This is a genomic window from Desulfosceptrum tomskiensis (genome assembly GCF_049818055.1).
In the GTDB taxonomy this organism is placed as follows: Bacteria; Bacillota; Desulfotomaculia; order Desulfotomaculales; family JASEER01; genus JBFLVT01.
Genome location: NZ_CP187479.1, coordinates 132,393 through 148,384, shown reverse-complemented (window position 1 = coordinate 148,384; position 15,992 = coordinate 132,393). Strand labels below are relative to the sequence as shown.

At 59.3% G+C, this 15,992-nt stretch carries 16 protein-coding genes and 4 tRNA genes; 10 read left to right on the top strand and 10 right to left on the bottom strand.

The annotated features are described in order from the left end of the window. Nucleotides 1–109 precede the first annotated feature (109 nt). The 7 genes from ACPV0M_RS00770 to ACPV0M_RS00740 all read left to right on the top strand — a co-directional run bounded on the left by ACPV0M_RS00770 (nucleotide 110) and on the right by ACPV0M_RS00740 (nucleotide 9,578). Nucleotides 110–610, top strand: coding sequence for a CHC2 zinc finger domain-containing protein (locus ACPV0M_RS00770; protein ID WP_425621101.1), 501 nt, complete (start codon nucleotides 110–112; stop codon nucleotides 608–610). Beyond that, entirely contained in the window at nucleotides 607–2,232 is a 1,626-nt protein-coding gene (locus ACPV0M_RS00765; protein WP_425621100.1) for a YfjI family protein, read from the top strand. The genes ACPV0M_RS00770 and ACPV0M_RS00765 overlap by 4 nt, the downstream gene beginning before the upstream one ends. Nucleotides 2,233–2,248: 16 nt before the next feature. After that, complete coding sequence (locus tag ACPV0M_RS00760; protein WP_425621099.1) at nucleotides 2,249–2,473, top strand: hypothetical protein; 225 nt, start codon at nucleotides 2,249–2,251, stop codon at nucleotides 2,471–2,473. Between the two features lie 142 nt (nucleotides 2,474–2,615). Beyond that, entirely contained in the window at nucleotides 2,616–3,032 is a 417-nt protein-coding gene (locus ACPV0M_RS00755; protein WP_425621098.1) for a hypothetical protein, read from the top strand. Nucleotides 3,033–3,385: 353 nt separating this feature from the next. Continuing rightward, a complete protein-coding gene (locus tag ACPV0M_RS00750) occupies nucleotides 3,386–3,832 on the top strand; it encodes a hypothetical protein (protein WP_425621097.1) in 447 nt (148 codons plus the stop codon). 743 nt (nucleotides 3,833–4,575) lie between these two features. After that, nucleotides 4,576–5,838: a hypothetical protein gene (locus tag ACPV0M_RS00745; protein WP_425621096.1), complete on the top strand. Its 1,263-nt coding sequence runs from the start codon at nucleotides 4,576–4,578 to the stop codon at nucleotides 5,836–5,838. Between the two features lie 14 nt (nucleotides 5,839–5,852). Then, entirely contained in the window at nucleotides 5,853–9,578 is a 3,726-nt protein-coding gene (locus ACPV0M_RS00740; protein WP_425621095.1) for a hypothetical protein, read from the top strand. A gap of 122 nt (nucleotides 9,579–9,700) precedes the next feature. On the opposite strand, the gene ACPV0M_RS00735 is transcribed toward ACPV0M_RS00740, so the two are convergent. The 3 genes from ACPV0M_RS00735 to ACPV0M_RS00725 form a co-directional block, all read right to left on the bottom strand. Continuing rightward, entirely contained in the window at nucleotides 9,701–10,348 is a 648-nt protein-coding gene (locus tag ACPV0M_RS00735) for a stalk domain-containing protein (protein ID WP_425621094.1), read from the bottom strand. A gap of 229 nt (nucleotides 10,349–10,577) precedes the next feature. Next, nucleotides 10,578–10,889, bottom strand: a complete 312-nt coding sequence (locus ACPV0M_RS00730; protein ID WP_425621093.1) for a hypothetical protein — start codon at nucleotides 10,887–10,889, stop codon at nucleotides 10,578–10,580. A gap of 83 nt (nucleotides 10,890–10,972) precedes the next feature. Beyond that, nucleotides 10,973–11,365 (bottom strand): hypothetical protein, encoded by a 393-nt coding sequence (locus ACPV0M_RS00725; RefSeq protein ID WP_425621092.1) that lies wholly within the window; start codon nucleotides 11,363–11,365, stop codon nucleotides 10,973–10,975. Nucleotides 11,366–11,535: 170 nt separating this feature from the next. On the opposite strand from ACPV0M_RS00725, the gene ACPV0M_RS00720 reads away from it, so the two are divergent. The 3 genes from ACPV0M_RS00720 (at nucleotide 11,536) to ACPV0M_RS00710 (ending at nucleotide 12,937) form a co-directional block, all read left to right on the top strand. Beyond that, nucleotides 11,536–11,754 (top strand): helix-turn-helix domain-containing protein, encoded by a 219-nt coding sequence (locus tag ACPV0M_RS00720; protein ID WP_425621091.1) that lies wholly within the window; start codon nucleotides 11,536–11,538, stop codon nucleotides 11,752–11,754. Between the two features lie 13 nt (nucleotides 11,755–11,767). Continuing rightward, entirely contained in the window at nucleotides 11,768–12,130 is a 363-nt protein-coding gene (locus ACPV0M_RS00715; protein WP_425621090.1) for an N-terminal phage integrase SAM-like domain-containing protein, read from the top strand. 93 nt (nucleotides 12,131–12,223) lie between these two features. Continuing rightward, nucleotides 12,224–12,937 (top strand): site-specific integrase, encoded by a 714-nt coding sequence (locus ACPV0M_RS00710; protein WP_425621089.1) that lies wholly within the window; start codon nucleotides 12,224–12,226, stop codon nucleotides 12,935–12,937. Nucleotides 12,938–13,030: 93 nt separating this feature from the next. Here ACPV0M_RS00710 and ACPV0M_RS00705 read toward each other — a convergent pair. The 7 genes from ACPV0M_RS00705 to ACPV0M_RS00675 form a co-directional block, all read right to left on the bottom strand. Beyond that, nucleotides 13,031–13,106 (bottom strand) — tRNA-Cys (locus ACPV0M_RS00705). Nucleotides 13,107–13,251: 145 nt separating this feature from the next. Further along, nucleotides 13,252–13,326: transfer RNA gene (locus tag ACPV0M_RS00700), tRNA-Gly, on the bottom strand. A 14-nt stretch (nucleotides 13,327–13,340) separates the two neighbouring features. After that, nucleotides 13,341–13,416: transfer RNA gene (locus ACPV0M_RS00695), tRNA-Phe, on the bottom strand. 57 nt (nucleotides 13,417–13,473) lie between these two features. Next, nucleotides 13,474–13,552, bottom strand: a tRNA-Asp gene (locus ACPV0M_RS00690). A gap of 37 nt (nucleotides 13,553–13,589) precedes the next feature. Next, nucleotides 13,590–14,501, bottom strand: coding sequence for an agmatinase (gene speB / locus ACPV0M_RS00685; protein ID WP_425621088.1), 912 nt, complete (start codon nucleotides 14,499–14,501; stop codon nucleotides 13,590–13,592). Next, complete coding sequence (speE, locus tag ACPV0M_RS00680) at nucleotides 14,502–15,341, bottom strand: polyamine aminopropyltransferase (protein WP_425621087.1); 840 nt, start codon at nucleotides 15,339–15,341, stop codon at nucleotides 14,502–14,504. It abuts the gene before it with no gap. Between the two features lie 169 nt (nucleotides 15,342–15,510). Continuing rightward, nucleotides 15,511–15,969, bottom strand: a complete 459-nt coding sequence (locus tag ACPV0M_RS00675; protein WP_425621086.1) for a pyruvoyl-dependent arginine decarboxylase — start codon at nucleotides 15,967–15,969, stop codon at nucleotides 15,511–15,513. Between the last annotated feature and the right edge of the window lie 23 nt (nucleotides 15,970–15,992).

Here is a 15,992-nt window from a genome sequence, read left to right as displayed (position 1 = left end):
GGCGAAGAAAGGGTGATGGGCTATAACCATATTAGCATACTCTGATGCTTTCCGTCAATCCTCGTTCGAACGAGCCAAGTCGGTTCCCATCCTACGGATCGCCCAGGAGATGGCCGGCCTGTCCCCGGTCCGGCGCGGGCGGCAATGGTTCGTCCGGTGTCCGTTTCACGCCGGCGGGAATGAGCGAACCCCCTCGTTAAGCGTCAGCCCCGATGGGAATTTATGGTTCTGTTTTGCCTGCGGCGAAGGCGGCGACGCGATATCGTTTATCGCGAAGCTTCGCGGCGTGCGGCCCGTGGAAGCGGCCCGGATGATCGCCCGGTACTTCGACTTGCCGGTGGACGATCCGGACCCGGTGACCGCCGCCCGCTTGCGCCGGGAGGTGGAGGCCCGCCAGCGGCGGCTAGAGACCCTAAACGCGGGCTGGAGGCTGGCCTGGGCGGCAGCCTCGGCCTACTACAGGGCAGCGGCCAAGGCGAACGAGGCGACGAACTACGAAGATCCGGTTCTGATGGGCGCCGAACTGGAGGCCGATATGCTACTGCGGACGTTGGAGTCCCCCGACCCGGCCATCCGCCTGGCGGCAATTCGGGAGGTGCTTGGGGTGTGAACTTTTCACAAAGTGACCTGTCGGTGATACCCCCGGGCCTGGTGGACGCCGTGGCGGCGGCGATGGCCCCGGGGCCCCCGACCGACCCCTGGGAGCCCCCGGTTCCCTTCGGAGACTACGATCTGCCCGCCTTCCCCGTGGAGGTCTTACCTGGCTGGTTACGCCGGTTCGTCCAGGCGGAGGCCGAGGCGACACAGACCCCGGTCGACCTGGCTGGCATGCTGGCCCTGGCCGTATGCACGGCGGCGGGTGCTAAGAAGGTTGAGGTCCTGGTTCGTCCGGGCTGGCGTGAACCGCTTAACCTGTTCGTTGTTGTCGCCCTCCCGCCAGGGAATAGGAAGTCGGCCGTCTTCCGGGATATGATTACCCCTCTCCTGGCCTTCGAGCGGGAGCAGACCCAGGCCCTGGCCCCGGAGATCGCCCGGGCGACGAGCGAGCGGAAGATCCTCGAGGCCCGCCTTGCGCGCTTGCAAGCCGAAGCGGCACGGACTAAAGACGGAGACGCTGCAGCCCTTGGGCGCGAAGCGGCTGAAGTGGCTGTCGAACTGGAACGCCTGCGGGTCCCCGCCAGGCCCCGCCTAGTGGCTGACGATTGTTCCCCTGAGCGGTTGGCCGGGTTGCTGGCTGAGCAAAGCGGTAGAATGGCCGTTATGGCCCCGGAGGGTGACGTGTTTGATCTGATGGCCGGGCGGTACGGCAACGGCCCGAATTTCGGGGTGTATCTCCGGGCGCATGCCGGCGATGACCTGCGGGTGGATCGTGTTGGGCGGCCCCCGGAGTACGTCGCGAAACCGGCCCTGACCCTCGGCCTGGCGGTGCAGCCTGATGTCCTGCGCGGTCTACTGGATAAGCCCGGGTTCAAGGGCCGCGGTCTACTGGCACGGTTCCTTTATAGCCTGCCAGCGAGTAACGTGGGGCGGCGCAGGATAGATGCCCCGCCGGTACCTGCATCTATTCGAACGACCTACGAACACGCCGTCCTGGCTCTGCTGGCGCTGCCCTGGGGAACCGATGAAGACGGCAACCCGACGCCGCACATTCTGCGACTGTCGCCTGGAGCGGCGGAGGTCTTCGGCATCTTCGAACGGGCACTGGAGCCAAAACTTGACCCTCTAGGCGACCTGGGAATCATCGCCGACTGGGGCTCAAAGCTAGCCGGTGCGGTGGCCCGGATCGCCGGAGTGTTGCACTTGGCGGACAACGTGGACCGGCCGGACCCCTGGGCGGTAGAGATCAGCGACGAAACGATGACCGGGGCCACGTTACTGGCAGACTACCTGACGGCCCACGCCAAGGCCGCGTTTGGCGAGATGGGCGCCGATCCGGCCTTGGACGCGGCCCGGTGTATCCTAGATTGGATCGAGCACAAGGGCCTGGAAATGTTCACGAAGCGGGACGTTTTCAACGGACTGCGAGGCCGCTTCAAACGGGCTACCGAACTGGACGCTCCGCTTGCGGTCCTGACGGAGCGGGGATTCATCCGGGAACAACTCGTCGAGCGGTCTGGTCCTGGGCGGCGGCCTAGCCCGGTCTTTGAAGTGAACCCAAATACGCACAATACGCACATTACGCAGAATAGAGGGCACGGCACCAATTCTGCGTATTCTGCGGATTCTGCATAGAGGAGGGAGCGGCGCAATGAGGCATGCCCCCTTCCCTGACGGCCCCCTCGTGGTGGTGCAACAGCGGCGCTGCCTGCTTGTCCTGGGCGAGCAGGAACTGCTGGCCCTGCTGGCGAAGGACCCGGACCTTTGGCAGGCGGCCCTACAGCGAGGTAAGGCGCTGCGGCGCACAAGGAAGGCCAGGGGGCGGGCGAATCTTCAGGAGCCCGAAGGCCGGGACCGGCGGCCCGGCTTCGCGTGAACAGCCGCAAATTTCGGCAGGGGGGGTGCGGGAGCGCTGCTTCCCGCCCCTGTCCCTGCCTGATGCCTTATACGGACCCCGAACGGCCCCGCATTTTCCGTCATTGAAAGTGATGGAATCCTTACATAAGGAGGCGAGTCTGATGCCCTTCAAGGACCCGGAGCGGCACAAGGCGTACCATCGCGAGTATTCCCGGCGCTGGTATCAACGGCGCAAGGCGGAACGGGAGGCGGCCCGCCAGGAAGCTGCCAAGGCACAAAAGCGTTTCCTTTTACGCTGTAACCCTTCTAATCCTGCCGCCCTGGAAGAGGCCCTTGCCCGGCTGATGGACCATCCCTTGACGGCCTTAGAAACCCACTACCTGCGACACCTAGTCAAGACCCACGGGCTGGATGAAGTCTGGCACGCCGTGGCGGCAGTCTTCGCGGCAACAGGGCAGGTGACCTTCCGCAGCCTCGACCTGGCCTTGCACATCATTCGACCAGAGAAGGTGAACGGCGACCACGAATCGTGCAGCGTATCTCCTGGACGGATTCCCGGTCCTGATGGAGCAGGTTGAGGATGACTCGAAGACACCGACGGCTACCGCAAGGACCTCTCCGATGTCGGGGGGAGACGCAGCCAAGGGTGGCATGGGGACCCGACGGCCAGCGCGGCCCTCAAGCGTATCTGGTTGACGGGGATCAAGCGGGAGCTGCAGGTCGTCAAGGACTTCTTGGAGATGCGCGAGACTTGGGAAAGGAAGGTGGTGCTGTCAGCGTGGCGTCATCGGGAGTACAGGGGCAAACGGTGGACCTGGTAGCGGGGGAACTGGAGATGCCAGAGTGGATCTGCCAGGCTATATGGATGCAGAAGAAGCAGAGTGAGCCCGAGTTTTGCGAGTCCCTAAAAAGGTTGAGAAGGAGGATGCAAATGGCGACAGTTACAGGAGAACAGGAATTAGTGGCGGCTTATCGGGCAGCAAAAGAAATTGAGGCCCTGATAGAAGGCGAGTTTGATAGCACACCGCTGGATCCGGACGAGATTGTGAAGTTTCCAGATTGGATGTTGGTAGAACTCTACAGTAAATGTGCGGCAATTCTTGAAACGATCGAAGCCGGCCTAAACGGGGATATCCTTGAAATACCTCCGTTGGACGAGAATGAAAGGGTGTTGCTGGAGTTTGCTGGTTGTAAGGTTCAAGAGAGTTTAGAGAACATTATGGCCGAGAGCGAAGCGCGCGGCCTAGTGTGCCCTAATTGTGGTGGTCTTAGTGGTTGGGTATTTGGCAGGCTAGACCGCTGCCTGCATTGCAGAACACCCTTAGAGCAAGGAAAAAAACCGTCCCTTATTGGTTTACGACCATTGGCCAGTGTTTAAGAGTTCGCCAGCCTAAGCAACTGGCGAATATCTCTCCCTCCTAGGACGGGGTGCCCGATACTGCCGACCGTACCGAGCACACGCACTTTTTAAACAAAAACTTTTCAGTAAAGGAGAAATGAGTCATGGCGGGAATGGGTGATCTGAGAGCCTACGATCGTTACAACAAGCAGAAGAAGCCCACGGGAATGGGTGATCTGAAAGCAAAAGACCCGTATAAGAATAAGCCGACAACGCCAACGACCTCGACGCCTAGGGTTATCTTTACTCCGGGCGGTAGGCCGAAGGCTACACTGCCGACCAAGCCTACCGTTTCTGCCGCTAACGCCGGCGCGAACCAAGGCACGAGTTACCGGGGCAGCACCGGCACTCGCAGCGGTTCCCGTGACGTGGGGGCTAGTGTGCCCCTAGTTGTAACAAAAACCTTTGTCCCTACGATTAAAGTTGCACAGGCCGGGTACAGTGACGTAGGCGCAAGCAAGCCCGTCACTCCTAGCTTTGGCACCCTGCGACAGGTAGACCGCCCGAGTATTCCGCAAATCACGCCTTACCGTGGCGGGGGTTCGAGTTTGCTTGGCCGGTTCAAGGCTGCGATAAACCAGCCGCTACAGTCCGGGGGGGCGAGTAAGCTTCCGAGCCTCATTGACACGTATTCGGAAGGCCTTGCCCCGAGAGAAGGCCCGAGCCTTTTCAGTAGGTTCAAAGCGGCGGTCAATGCTCCGCTGCAACCGGGAGGCGCGAAAGTGCTGCCTGCCGGCGTTGACTACTACGAGAGCCCGAGCGTGATGGTGGGGAGCTCGGGAGTATACAACCAGAGGCCTAACGAACCGGCGGCAATTGTTTCGCCGTCCAACGATCGAGCCTTTATCCCGCAGCCCGGCAGACAACAGATGACTACGGGCGGCTACGCTGGAATCCCTGGACAGAACACGATGGGCGGCACCCCTGCGGGAACCCAAGGCCAGGGATTAGACACCTCTACTTTACCGCCGCTTCCGGGGGAACAGGGACAGCTGCCGCAGCCTGAGCAGCCGCCTATGCCGGAGATGCCGGACTGGAATGCGATTCAGAAGCAGTGGACGAGTGCTATCGAGGACGCGATGAAGTCGAATATGGCGCTCGTGGCGAGTTCCCTGAACAATGCTCTGCAGCAGCTTGACCAACTCCAGGCGCAGATTATGGCTCAGTACCAGCAGATGGGCCAGGGCATCGACCCGGCCACGCAGGCCGCTCTGCAGAACCTGCGCGAGGAGATCAACCAGCGCCGGCAGAACCTGATGGAAGAGATGAACCGGCGCGGGCTCCTGCAGTCCGGCGTGTGGCTGGAGATGGAGAACCGCATCCTGAAGGGCCAGATGACGCAGGAGGAGCAGCTTATCGCCAGCAGGCTGGCCGACGTGCAGAACCGCATGACCGACGCCTTGATGCAGTTCGCCAGCCAGCGGATGAACCTGATGGGCCAGGCGGCGCAGAACCAGATGTCTATCGGCCAGTGGGCGAGCCAGGCGCAGTTGAACGCTATGCAGACACTGCAGAGCCGCCAGGACGAATGGAACCGCTGGTGGCAGGGCATCCAGGAGCAGCGCCGCCAGCAGGCGCAGGAGCAGGCCCGGTGGCAGTACGAGCAGCAGTTCAACCGGGCGAAGCAGATCGCCGACTGGATGGGGACGATCCCGCAGGGCTTCCCTGGAGCCGGACAGCAGACGTGGCAGGCGCGGATGGATCTCGCAAATCTGAACAAGCCGAGTGGCGGCGGGAGCCTGGCCACGCAGTACAAGATGGCCAAAGATGCCGCGGACGAAGCCTGGAACCGCGCCATTGACAACTACGTTGCCACCAACTTCCCGAAGTTCAGGACGAAGGTGGACCTGGTTGCCCAACTGTACCGCAACTACCCCAACATTGTCTCTCAATACGGAATTGATGGCTTCCAGGCGATTATGGACGAAGCAAAGCAACTTCCGGATGAGTGGATGGGCCAAGGGTGGCTTGCCACCCGTCGTTAAAGGGGGCTGGATGAATGTATGAGTCCGAACGCCTCAAAAAGAGGCGTCAGCGGCTGGGCCGTGAACAACCCATAGACTACCGCGAGCGTCGGCAGAAGTCCATAGCGAACCTGCAAGAGCGGCTTTCTTATGTGGGGGTAAAGGTGCCGGAGCAGCCCAAACAGGCTCCCGGCACCGGCACCCGTATTTTGAGGGCCCTGTCTGCGCCTGGGCGGTATACTGCGGCCCTGGTCAGTGAAGCAACCGACAAAAGCCCTGGTATAAACCTGTCGCGCTTACGGGAGAAAGCCCGGAGCCAGAACTTCAACTACGGCTTTAAGGACGTTCTGGCCGAACATGGCGTGAAGGGTAAAACGGGAGCTGCACTGGGATTTGTCGGCGATGTTCTTCTTGACCCACTGAACCTTGTTACCGGCGGCGCCGGCGCAGTTGCTCGGACTGTCGGCAAACTCGGCCTTAAGGCTGCGCCTAAAATCGGTATGGCGGGGGGTAAGCTAAAGCCGGTCCCGGGCACCATAGCCCGCATAGCCGAGCGCAAAGCAGGCGCAGGGAAATGGGAGGCTGTTCACTCCGACGACTACAAAAGGCTTTCCCTTCAAGGGTTTCCAGTTAAGGACGAGGACGGGCGGCTGTTGAGGCAGCGGTTACCCGAAACACTTAAACCGATAATGCCCAAGGCCAGGCCGGAAGATGTTACGAAGGCGCGGGTTACACTGGGCAAGCGTAAACTGGTGGCTGAAGCAGCTAAGGATAAGGGCGGCCTTAAGTTTGCTGGCCAGACCATTATCCCTGGTTCCACTCTTAAAGCCCCGTTTATCGTTGTTGCCAAAGTCCCGGCGATAAAGAAAGCTGGCCAAGCCATTGCCAGCACGGGCACCTATCAAGACTTGACTAATCTGGGGCAGGCGGTCAAGAGGCTGTTTTCGACTACAGCCGCTATGCGTGCCGCTACGGAACGGTATGCACAAGCTCTTGGCAAGCACGCCGGCAAGCTGGAGATCCTTAAGGGCAAACAGGTAGACGTTGCGAACCCGCTCCGCATGGCTCAGTGGATCATCGACGAGTATGGTAAGCACCGTAACCTTGCCCGGGCCGAAGTTGACGACTTCATTAAGGGTGTACAGCAGGTCTTCGGCAATGTGCCTCCTGCTGACGCAAAAAAGGTTCTGCACTACCTGGAAGGGCACCCGCTGGACTTGGTCCCGGCCAGTGCACGAATGGAGGAATTGCGCAGGTTCCTTACCGAGCGCGAGGATGAAGCGGTAGCTTATCTCAGCGGTGGCCACCGGGAAGCTGTAGAGGGAATAGACAACATTTACGACGAGATTAGGAAGCGCGGCGGCATTGCCATCCATCCCCAGGCAGCTTTTTATACCGAGTGGGTGCAGAGCGTTCCGAGGAGCATAAGGCAGCAACTGAGCAGGGCTGACGGTATTCCCTTGGACGAGATGGCCGATGAGCTAGGCCTCACGGCCAGGGAGTTGCTGGAGGCCCTGTCTACCGGCAGGCTAACGAAGAGAGCCCGGGCGGCCGATTTCACCGATGTGGAGCGGTACCGTCCGGATGCGCGGCGCTACCTGGAAAAGTACGATCCTGAGTACAAGCAGGCACTTGATGAACTTTGGGATCTCGAAACCGAGGCCCTGGAGAACGTAGCGAAAGGCACAGACGAGCACCTTATTCCGGTTATCAATCAGGCAAGGGAGATGCTGCGGAAGATTGCTCGTCGTGAGGTGGACAGTGGGCTTCTGCCGCATATGATCGACAACTATGTGCCGCATATCCGTAACCCGAAGATCAGGCTGACGGCAGAGGACAAGAAGAAACTCGCGGAGAGCTTTGGCCCTGAGACGGCGGAGAACCTGGCGTCCGATGATCCCCATGAGCAGATGAAGGGCATTGCGACGGTCTTTGAGGCCAGGCGTCTTGCTTACGGCCCGTCCACTCCTGGGCAGCAACAGATGGTAACGCCGAACATCCCGGTAAACCAGGGCGCGCAGGTGGCCCGGATGTTTAACCCGCATGCACTCCAGCGCCATATCCGGGCAACGGTCAAGGAGATAAACGAGCTGGTGGGCAAAGAGTTCTTCACCGAGGACGCGGCTGTGGCCCTGGCTGTTCGCGGGGCGCGGTCCATCCAGGCGGAACACGCTTACCAGTTTACCGTTGCGGCACTTAGCAAATGGGGCATTACTGTCACCCCTGAAACCCTGATTAACCAGGGGAAGAAGATCCCGCAGGGGTTCAGCGCCTATCGGATTTCGGTAGCGCCCAATAGCTATGTGAAGCTGGTCAGGCTGACGTTGCCCGAGGTCGAGGCCTTACGCAACGCCGAACTGACCAGGAAGGCTATGAAAACGGCGACAGCGATGGAGCCGCTGCCAGCTTTCGACGTACCGTTTATGGCGATTGTTCCGGACGAGTTTGCCCGGGTCCTCAACCGGATGCACAACGCTTTCTACGGTGACGAGGACTTTAAGGCTGCGCTCGGGTGGTATGACCGGTTCCTCGGCTGGTGGCGCGCACAGGCCACGGTTTTACGGCCCGGCTACCATCTGAGGAACGCCACGGGTAACTTCTGGAATAACTGGGTGGCCGGGATCGGCGCGCGGCAGATGGGCTTTTACGCTCTTGCCGCGCAACTCCAACGTAACCCGGAAATGGTCATCGAGACGCCGATCGGGCGTCTTACCAGAGAACAACTGTGGCAGATAATGACTGAGAAGGGCGTCATCGGCACCACGTTTGCCGGCGCGGAGCTGGGGCGTCAGGGGTACCACGCCATAGAAGCAGCCGTAGGCCGTGGGCGCGGTAGCTTGAACCCGCTAAGCAGCCAGTTCATTGGTATTAGGTTGGGCCGCAACGTAGGTACCACGATCGAGGACAATGCCAAGATTGCGCACTTCCTGGCCAAACTGTGGGAGTGGAGAGATCCGGATGCGGCTGCGCTCAGCGTCAAGCGGTTCCTGTTCGACTACTACGACGTGACACCGTTTGAGCGCAACGTAATGAAGCGGATATTCCCGTTTTACATCTGGCTTTCCCGAAACACTCCGCTACAGATTGAAATGCTTTGGAGACAGCCGGGGAAGGCAGCGAAGGTCCAGGATATCCAAGCACTGTCCTACAACCTGACTGGTGACCAGGCTCCAAGCCTCGAAGAGCAACCCTCCTGGATGCAGGGCTTAATTCCGCTGCGCGTTGGGCAGGAAGGGACGCAGCAGACATATTGGAACCCAGCCTTTCCGATCGCCGATATTGGTATGCTGGCCACGCACGAAGGAAGCCCGTTCCGGAACATCCAGGAGACGGCCCGCAACATCATTAGTGCTATGAGCCCCGGCATAAAAGCCCCGTTCGAGATCGCGGCCAACCGTAGCTTCTTCAGCTACCCGCAACAGGCGTTTGCTGAGAAGCCGGGAGACGTCGGCAAGTCGCCCGGGCGGTACTTGCTGGAACAGGTACCTACCTTCAAGGGTATAGCCGATGCTGTGGCGCCGTTGAACCCTGAGACACCGGTGAGTAGCCGCATACTGTCGCCGCTCGGGTTGAAGCCTTTGTGGCTTGACACTGAGAAAGTGGCAGAGGGCCGGGAACGTAATTACTACGATCTGTTGCAGGCCGTTAGAAGGCAGGCAGAAGAACAAGGTATAGAGGTGCCGACCGTCCGGGAGATCGAGAAGAGCGGGTACGTTTCGGAGCGCCTTAAGAGGCGGCGAAAGCGGTTGGGGTATCAGTGATGGGGGAGGGGGCGCGTAAGGCGGCGCCCCCTCTTGTGTTCCCATGCGTCCATTACGGCTAATTCTGCGTATTCTGCGTAAAGTGCGTATAGGGGTTCCTCACCCTCGGGCATTAATCCCTTCTATCTAGGAGTAGATCCCAGGATATCATGGTACTGGGTCAGGGCGTGGTAGGCCCTGCCAAGAGCAAGGGTTGTTTCCTTATTCCGTAACGTATCCTCTTGTGTTTGGGAATACTCGAAGAACGCAAGAGTGACGGCCCTTGCGTAACCCACAGACCACGCTGCCACTGTAGGATAGTTGAAATAGTGATCCCCATCTGTTACCGACTCCATTTCCTTAAGGAGTTGCTTGTACTTCCAGGCAAGATGCCAGAGCTTGTTTGCGGCGTCCTCGTGGCTTATCTTGCCTTGCGTCGCGTCCAGCCCGATCTGCAGCTCTTCCGTTTGGAAATCAGCCAATTGCTTCGACCATCGCTCTTTTAGTTTCTGGCCATCCTCTTTAGAGACCACCCTTGGGTTTGAAACAGTCACCGTCCCGGAACCAGGATCAAAACCCACGGCGCAGCCGAGGCTCTCAGATATCAGCCGTAAGGGTACCAAGGTGCGCCCCTCGACTACCATTGCCGGTACTTCGCCCTGTACATCCTGCCCGTTCACGGCGACCTTGACGGTAGGATACCCGTGGTAAGTGGCTTGAAGCGAGGCGAACGCCGGCGCGGTTGAAAAGAGAAATAACAGGACAACGAACATAGTTACCTTCCGCATCATACCCATCCTCCCCAGGTTTTTCTACATCGTACCACTACGTGGTAACCCAGACAACGAGGGTCAAGCACGGGGCGTCCTCGGCAAGCCGGCGCCGATGCTGGCCGCGTCAGGGGATTACACCCGCGAACGCGGCCGCTCAGGGCCGTTCAGGTAGAAGGGAAACGGCCAGGGAGCGGGTCCCCGACCGTTTCCTCGTTTCGCGACGTTACACGTTCGAGGCGGCTGTCCTTCAGTATCCCGCGCGACATAAGAGGCGTTGAGTAATGGCAAACCCGTCAGCCAGGCCGGTCAGGTAGGCGCTCTTTGCCCTGGCGGTTGCTTGCGTGTTCCAGTTGTCGCTATACTCGTTCAAGAGGCGGATGTTTTCCGGGCCGACGACAGCCTCCAACTGCTTGTAAAGCTCCTCCCCCTTGTCAAACGCCTCCTGGTAAAACCCATCGTTGTTCAGTTGACACTCGGCGGCAGACACGCGATTCCAAACCAGCTCGGCCATACAAGATTCCAGGGTATACTCTTCCATCATGGTGAAGCTGATCCCCATAGCGGATGCTCCTTTCTGCTCCTTCCCTGTTTTCCGCGCCCGGGCTATAATGGATTTGCCTGGGCGGTTCCATGTGTGCCCGCTTAGGCCCTCCGGCCCTCACCGGTGCCATCGGTGGGGGCTATTGCCTTTTGAAATCGGTCACAGAGAGAGACAAAACGCGCCCGTTTTTTAGTGGTCACCGTGCGGGGCAATTCCCAGGCTATGCCGCTGTGTTTGGCGGGGTCATAATCCTCCAGTACTTCGTCCTCGGGATGCCTGATGAGCATCTTGGTTGCGGACTTGTCTTCCGCTCCTAAAAGCTTGAACTCGTCCAGCTCGATCATAAAGGCCTGATTAGTCGCCGCACAATACTCCTCGAGGTCACGAGGCCGCTTCATCAAGACCAGGGTCGTCTTGGTGTCGGGGTTTGCGGCGTCAAACGTCACCTGAACCACGCCCTCAAAGGCGTCCTCTCCAACTATCCCGATAATCACTTTTGACACCTCCTTTCTACCGTTGCGTATGGGTAAATATCGGCTCCTGCCTATATTTTATTTGGGGCAACAGATACTGTCAAGGGGAGCGGTGAAAATAATTTGCGTTGCATTGATTTTCACAGGGGGATATGATATTTTTAGAGAAAGAACAGCCGAGGGGGTAGAACATGGTAACGTGGACACTCCATCTACTGATGGGGGAACGCCGGCTGAAGATTGCCGACGTAGCCAGGGCATCCGGCCTGGGCTGGGAGACTGTCTCGAAGATTTACAAAGGCGAAGCAAAACAGGTGGGCCTCGAAACCCTGGATGCACTTTGCAGGGCTTTGGATTGTACGCCTGGGGAGTTGCTCACTTATAGGCCTGAAAGGAATTCGGGTAGATAAAGGAGGAACGGGGATGCGCGGGTACATTGAGCAGCGGGGGCCGAATAGCTTTCGCCTAACCATCCGGCTGGGTTTTAACCCCGCCACCAAGGAATATGAACGCTACCGGGAGACGTTCCGGGGCAAGAAGGATGACGCCGAGACCCGGCTTGCCGAGCTAATCACCCAGTACAAGAAGGGGTTCACCATCAGCCCGGAGCGGATGACCTTCGCCGACTTCGCGGACCTCTGGCTGAAGGACTACGTCAACGTGAACCTGGCTCCGAAGACGCGCGAGGGTTACGCCCGGATCATCGAGCTACACTTAAAGCCCGCCTTCGGGGCGCTGCTCCTGCAGAAGATGCAGCCCTTCCACCTGCGGAACTACTACGCCTAGGCCCTGGCCGGCGGGCGCAAGGACGACCACAAGAGCCGGGGACCCGGCCTCTCGAAGCGGAGCGTCCTGCATCAGCACCGGCTGCTGCATAAGATGTTGGCCGACGCGGTACGCTGGGAACTTGTCGGCCGCAACGTGGCCGACGCCGTGGACCCGCCCCGCCCCGGAGTGCGGGAGATCGCCATCCCGACAGAGGAAGAAGCGGCCCGGCTGCTGGAGGCCGCCCGGGAACACCCCTACCTGGGCATGCCCGTTCTCCTGGCGTTGACAACCGGTATGCGATTAGGTGAAATCCTTGGCCTGCGTTGGCAGGACGTGGACCTGAAGAAGGGCCGCCTGACGGTCTACCAGGCCGCCCAGGTGACAAAGGGCGAAGACGGCCGGCAGAAGGTGTTTTTCAAGGCCCCGAAGACCAAGAAGAGCCGGCGGACCATCGACCTGCCGGAGATGACCGTCCAGGCCCTGAAAGAGCACCAGAGGCGGCAGAAGGAATGGCGGCTGGCGATGGGACCGGCCTGGCAGGACCACGGCCTTGTCTGCTGCCTGCAAGACGGGCGGCCGATTAACACGGGGACCCTCTCCACAGCCTTCCGCAAGCTGGCGGCCAAGCTGGGGCTGTCCGTCTCCTTCCATAGCCTGCGGCACTTTCACGCCTCCCTGCTGCTGAAGGCCGGCACACACCCCAAGGTGGTGTCTGAACGGTTAGGCCATTCCACCATCAGCCTGACGATGGATACCTACTCCCACGTAATGGACGGTCTACAACGGGAGGCCGCCCGGAAGATCGACACCCTGTTAGGCGGCTGAAACCCATTGTCCCCATTTTGTCCCCAAAACGGTCTCGGAAAATGAAATGGCAAGGATTGCTAACCCGCAAACCCTTGCCATTACTAGCTTTTATGGAGGCGGCACCCGGAATCGAACCGGGCAATAACGGTTTTGCAGACCGTCGCCTTAACCACTTGGCTATGCCGCCTTAAAGCATTATTGATTATACTACAGCCGCCGTAACATTGCAAGAGAATAGGGGCCTGCTGTTGCTGGCCTGCAATCGCCCGTGAAACCGGTTTGCAGGAACAAAAAAGGTTTTGGAACAGATCCAAAACCCTTCTTTATGCATATGGAGCGGAAGACGGGATTCGAACCCGCGACCCTCGCCTTGGCAAGGCGATGCTCTACCGCTGAGCCACTTCCGCACATAGGCTTTGTATGGTGCCAAGGGACGGAATCGAACCGCCGACACGGGGATTTTCAGTCCCCTGCTCTACCTACTGAGCTACCTTGGCAAAGCAGTCCTGGGGGCCGGTGCCGACCCGGTTAATCCCCGCAAGAGATGTTTTTTATGGCGGAGCTGACGGGATTTGAACCCGCGGTCTCCTGCGTGACAGGCAGGTATGTTAGACCAGGCTACACCACAGCTCCGCGACAATCTTTAGTATACATAAACTACTGTTCAGTGTCAACTCTTGTTGGGTGTCTTTTTGCCCACGATTTTAATTTTAGCTCTTCCCGCCCGCCCAAGGCAAAGCATGGCCTCTCTGAGGTATTTAGCTGCCAAAAGCGCCGACACGTTGGCATAATCGTATGGCGGGCTCACCTCGACGAGGTCCATCCCCACGACGTTCAGATCGTACAGGTAATATGCCGACTGGATGAATTCGGTGGAGTCAATGCCGCCCGGCTCGGGCGTCCCGGTTCCCGGCGCAAAAGCGGGGTCGACCACGTCAATGTCGACGGTGACGTAGACGGGGCGGTCTTTCAGGCTTTGCACCACTTCCTCCAGGCCGGGGACCACGTCGTAACACAGCATCAGGGTATTCTCGCGCGCGTAGACCATTTCCTCGCGGGTAGCCGAGCGAATCCCCAGTTGAATCACGTTTTCCTTGCCGACGACTTCCACCACCCGCCGCATCACCGACGCGTGCGAGAACTTCGCGCCCTCGTACTCGTCAAGCAGGTCGGCGTGCGCATCCAGTTGTAGGACGATTAATCCGGGATGGCGGCGCGCGGCGGCCTTGACCAGCGGCAGGGTGATCAGGTGCTCTCCGCCCAGGAACAGCGGCAGCTTGCCGTCGTTCAAAATGGTCTCGGCTGCGTCCTCGATGAGTTGCAGGCTCCTGTCCAAATCCCCGCCGGGCAGGATCAAATCACCGGCGTCGTAGATGGGCACCGAAGCCAGGTCACGACCCAGTTCCAGGCTGTATGCCTCTATGTTGTGGGACATCTCCCGGATGGCCCGCGGCCCCAAACGCGTCCCCGGGCGGAAGGTCACCGTCATGTCGAGGGGGGCGCCGACCATCACGATCGCCGATGAAGGATAATCGTTTACCGTGGCGATGAAGTCGTAGTCTTTACGTGTAAACCTTTCCACCTACTCGGAAAGCTCCCTTATTCTGTCAATCAGAAATTGCGGCAAAGCAAAGCACGCCTTGTGAATCTGGGGCGTATAGTACCTGGTCTTCAGGTCGGGAATGCGGCCGGTGTCCACCTCCAGCGGATCGTACTTCTTGGAACCCATCGTAAAGCTCCACATGCCGCTGGGGTAGCTGGGGACCATCGTCCAGTACCCGCGGGTGACGGGGAAGATGGTCTTGATGTCCCGGTGAATCCGGGCGATCAGGTCGGTGTGATAGTAAGGGGACTCGGTCTGGGCGACAAAGATGCCGTCTTCCTTGAGCGCTTCAAAGACCGACTGGTAGAACTCCCTGGCGAAAAGGCCCACGGAAGGGCCGATAGGATCGGTCGAATCGCAAAGGATCACGTCAAAGGTGTTTTTGTTTTCGGCAACGTACTTGATCCCGTCCCCGATGTACACCTCGGCCCTGGGATGGTCGAATCCGCATGCCAGCTCCGGCAGGTATTTCTTGGACACCTCGACGACCCGCTCGTCAATCTCGCACAGCGTAGCCTTTTTCACAGTTTCATGCTTGACGACCTCGCGCATGACCCCGCCGTCGCCCCCGCCGATGATCAGCACCCTCTTGGGGTTGGGGTGGGTGTTCAAGGGAACGTGGGCCAGCATTTCGTGGTAGGCGAATTCGTCGGCGACGGAGGTTTGAACAATGCCGTCAAGGACGAGCATGCGCCCGAACTGGATAGTGTCAACCACCGCCAGGTCCTGGAAGGGGGTCTTTTCCACGTGCAGCGTCTGCCTGATCCGGCAACTCAACAGCAGGTTTTCGTTCTGTCGCTCGCTGTACCAAATAGGCAAGGCCATTCCTCCTCCGGATTGGGTATAAGACTTCAGACATAGGACACAGGTTAAACGACAGTCTTAAGGATAGTAGATCCGTTCCTGGCGGAGCTTAGGTTACCTTCAATAGCAGCTCATTTAACTGAAACCAACCCTTGGCCCTAACTACCGACTACCGCCTACCGAATCAGTACCACATCGGTACGGCCGCCAGGCAGCACCCCACCTTGATGACGCGATGCTCGCAGGCGACGATCTTCTTCTCCACAAGCTCCATCTTGCGCTGCCGGAAGGCTTCCTCTAACATGCGGTCGATCTCGCTGTATGCTTCTTCGCGGGTGCACTTGCCGGAAAACTCCATAATCACGCCAAAGGTGTCGGCCGAGAGTCCCACGCCGACAGCCGCGGCAAGCAACTCCCCCGGAACGTTGCTGATGATGGCCCCGTAAGCGGTAGGAACGAGGGCGCCGAGCGGCAGCTTGAGATCCGGGTCGTATTCTGCACCGGGCGGGAGAATGCTGGAGACCCTGATCAGGTTGACGTTACCTATACGCCCCGCGAGGAGAGCGTTGTCGAAGGCGTTGAGCTTGGTCTCTCCCTCGGCGCAGGCGGCGGTAACGAAATATTTGCGCGGGACAGGCAGCATCGCTATTCTCCCTCCATGATGAC